Source organism: Brevundimonas sp. (genome assembly GCF_013823285.1).
GTDB lineage: Bacteria > Pseudomonadota > Alphaproteobacteria > Caulobacterales > Caulobacteraceae > Brevundimonas.
The window spans coordinates 1-2,969 of the sequence record NZ_PNLV01000177.1 but is presented as its reverse complement, the minus strand read 5'-3'; the positions used below and the strand labels follow the sequence as shown (position 1 = coordinate 2,969).

At 68.1% G+C, this 2,969-nt stretch carries 2 protein-coding genes and 1 pseudogene; 1 reads left to right on the top strand and 2 read right to left on the bottom strand.

Annotated elements, in window-relative coordinates:
• A pseudogene (locus C0461_RS14100) lies at positions 1-247 on the bottom strand (hypothetical protein); the annotation flags it as partial.
• Between the two features lie 144 nt (positions 248-391).
• On the opposite strand from C0461_RS14100, the gene C0461_RS14095 reads away from it, so the two are divergent.
• Positions 392-2,329 (top strand): S9 family peptidase, encoded by a 1,938-nt coding sequence (locus tag C0461_RS14095; protein WP_292107906.1) that lies wholly within the window; start codon positions 392-394, stop codon positions 2,327-2,329.
• Positions 2,330-2,562: 233 nt separating this feature from the next.
• Here C0461_RS14095 and C0461_RS14090 read toward each other — a convergent pair.
• Positions 2,563-2,969 (bottom strand): hypothetical protein (locus C0461_RS14090; protein ID WP_292107905.1); only part of this gene is annotated, 407 nt, incomplete at its 5' end.

Sequence of the window (2,969 nt, the reverse complement as noted above, 5' to 3'; positions counted from 1 at the left end):
ACAGGGACGCGGGCAACAGCCGCTTGGCCAGCTTGGCGGCGTAGCGGATCACGTCCACCGAGCCCTTGGCCACCGCCTCCCGGCCCAGCGAGCCGATCAGCAGGAAACCGGACACCACGAAGAACACGTCCACGCCGCCGGACACCCGGGCGAACCAGATGTGAAACACGGCGACCAGCAAGGCGCCGACGGCCCTCAGGCCCTGGATGTCTCCGCGACGATCGGTGCGCGCTGGCGCGACGGACATGGGCGTTCCCCGGCAGTTAAGCGCTCTCCCTGCCACGGTCCCGGTTACCGTCGGCTCAACGACCGGCGATTAATTCCGCGACAGCCTGCATCCGCCGTGATGGGATGACGCCTCTAGAGATCATCATCGATAGAGGGGTTTTCCATGCGTAAGCTCGCCTGCCTGGTCTCGGCGCTCGCCCTGACCGCCGCCGTTCCCGCCCTGATCGCCCCCGCCCCGGCTCTGGCCCAGGCGTCCGCATCGGCCGAAGCGCCGCGCACCTACACCGCCGCCCAGTTCTTCGAGACCACCAGCTATGGCATGGCCAGCCCGTCGGGCGCGGCCTTCTCGCCGGACGGGTCCTCGATCCTGATCTCCAGCGACCGCACCGGCGTGTTCAACGCATGGGCCCTGCCCATAGCCGGCGGCGATCCGGTCCCGCTCAGCGCCTCCACCGACGTGGCCACCTTCGCCGAGAGCTACTTTCCCAACGACGGCCGGGTGCTGCTGACCGCCGATTCCGGCGGCGGCGGCAGCGAACTGACCCATGTCTATGTGCGCGAGGAGGACGGATCGGTCCGCGACCTGACGCCGGGCGAGAACGTCAAGGCCGACCTGCTGGGCTGGAGCGCCGACGGCGCCACCTTCTGGATCACCTCCAACGCCCGCGACCCGCAGGTTTTCGACCTCTACGCCTATGACGCGGCTACCTATGAGAGCCGGCTGGTTTACGAGAACCCCGGCATGTTCATCTCGGCCATCTCCCGCGACGGGCGCTGGCTGGCCATGGACAAGCCCATCACCTCGGCGGACTCCGACGTCTATCTGGTGGACCTGCAGACCGGCGGCGAGCCGGTGCTCGTGACGGAGCATGAGGGAAACGTCTCGCACGGGACCTATGATTTCACTCCCGACAACTCGGCCCTGATCTACGCCACCAACGCGCACGGCGAGTTCAATCAGGCCTGGCGCCATGACCTGGCCACCGGCGAGAAGACGCCGTATCTGGCCGCTGACTGGGACGTGATGTACGTCGCCTTCTCACCCTCGGGCCGCTACCGGGTGTCCGCCGTCAACGCCGACGCCTCCACCGAACTGACCCTGCTGGACACCACCACCAACCAGCCCGTCGCCCTGACCGGCGTGCCGGACGGCGACATCGCCCAGGTGCGTTTCAATGACGACGAGAGCACAGTCGCCTTCACCGTCTCCTCCGACACCTCGCCGTCGGACGTGTTCGTGGCGGACATGGCGACCGGACAGGCGCGACGCCTGACCACGGCCCTGAACCCCGCCATCGCCGAAAGCGATCTGGTGGAGGCCACCATCGTCCGCTACCGCGCCTCGGACGGGGTGGAGATCCCGGCGGTGCTGTATCGCCCCCGCGGCGCCTCGGCCGACAATCCGGTCCCTGCGCTGGTGCTGGTGCATGGCGGCCCGGGCGGCCAGACCCGGCGCGGCTATTCGGCCATGGTCCAGCATCTGGTCAATCACGGCTATGCGGTGCTGGGCGCCAACAACCGGGGCTCGTCCGGCTACGGCAAGACCTTCTTCCACATGGACGACCGCGCCCACGGCGAGGCCGACCTTCAGGACATCGTCGACGGCGGCCAGTGGCTGCGTGATCAGGACTGGGTTGCCGACGATCAGGTGGCGGTGATGGGCGGCTCCTACGGCGGCTACATCACGGCTGCGGCCCTGGCCTTCCACCCGGAAGCCTTCGAGGCGGGGGTCAACATCTTCGGGGTGACCAACTGGGTCCGCACCCTGGAGTCCATCCCGCCCTGGTGGGGCGCCCAGCGCGACGCCCTCTATGACGAAATGGGCGACCCGGCCACAGACGCCGAGCGCCATCGCCGCATCTCGCCCCTGTTCCACGCCTCCAACATCGTCCGGCCCATGCTGGTGGTGCAGGGCGCCAACGACCCGCGCGTGCTCCAGGTCGAAAGCGACGAACTGGTCGCCGCCATCCGCGCCAACGACGTGCCGGTGGAGTACGTCCTGTTCCCCGACGAGGGCCATGGCTTCCAGCGGCGGGAGAACCGCATCACCGCCTCGGAGGCCTATCTGGCTTTCCTGAACGAACACGTGCGCGGCGAATAGGCCGCCAATCTCCCCATTTCCATAAGCCAGTCGCAAGCCCGGCAAGGGTTTGCGACTGGCGAGGCGCCTGTTTCGCCCCACCTCTCCCGCGCCCTGCTAGTCTGCGCGGGGAAGGGAGGACGGGCGCGCGCACTGAGACTCTCATTGCACTCTTTTTCGATCAAGGAGTCTCACCCGGCCCATGCGGGCGGGCGGCGCAATCAGACTCTGGACTCTGTTTTTTTGTCCGGAGTCTAATTTACCGACGGCAGGCGGATCTCCTCCACCATGGCCTGGACCGCGGCCGGCGGAGCGGGCGTGGCCAGGGTCACGACGATCGAGACGGCGAAGCTGATGACCATGCCGACGGCGCCGAAGCCCTCGGGCGAGATGCCCAGGAACCAGTCCTCGGGTGTCCCCGCGGCCGCCCCGGGGAACAGCCCGAGGAACGCCGCCAGCCCGGTCAGGACCAGCAGCCCCGAGGCCGCCGCGAAGGGAGTGAAGCGCCGCCCGCTGTCTTGGGACGCGCCCAGATGCAGCACGAACCCGGCCAGGGCCAGCACCAGGGCGGTGATGCCGATGACCATGGGCGAGAAGCCCACCTTGAAGTGGATCAGATAGGCGCCCGTAACCGTCAGGCCCGAGATCATGCCCCAGATGG

Excerpts from the sequence above, each read along its gene's own strand:
- C0461_RS14095 (WP_292107906.1), top strand. The coding sequence starts at position 392 with ATGCGTAAGCTCGCCTGCCTGGTCTCGGCGCTCGCCCTGACCGCCGCC.